This is a genomic window from Methylobacterium sp. E-046, from assembly GCF_022829625.1.
Lineage (GTDB): Bacteria > Pseudomonadota > Alphaproteobacteria > Rhizobiales > Beijerinckiaceae > Methylobacterium > Methylobacterium longum.
In genome coordinates, this window is sequence record NZ_JAKSYP010000186.1 from 1 (window position 1) to 371 (window position 371).

Here is a 371-nt window from a genome sequence, read left to right on the forward strand (position 1 = left end):
CGGCCGGCATCCAGTCCACCCGTGACCAAGCCGCGGCCGATAATGCTGGCGGCCTCGGCACGGCGTACCTGCAGAGTGTGCTCGGATCGAACGGGATCCCCGATCCGGTCCGCCAGCCCCGACAGCCGGGCCGTGCTCGCCTCAGGCACCGCCGCCAGCATGCCGAGACCGTGCTGAGTCGTGGGACTGAGCCCGTTCGCTCCGAGCACACTCTGCAGGTGCGCCGTGCGGAGGCCGCCAGCATTATCGGCCGCGGCTTGGTCACGGGTGGACTGGATGCCGGCCGACTGGTCCGTGCTGAAATCCGCGACCCGAGGGCCCTGGTAGATCTGCGACCCGACGCCGGAGTCGTAGAGGGTCTTAGCGTCGGT

General features: G+C 69.8%; 1 protein-coding gene. It reads right to left on the reverse strand.

The annotated features are described in order from the left end of the window. A partial coding sequence (locus tag MKK82_RS19695; protein ID WP_243986540.1) for a hypothetical protein occupies positions 1–371 on the reverse strand: 371 nt, incomplete at both ends.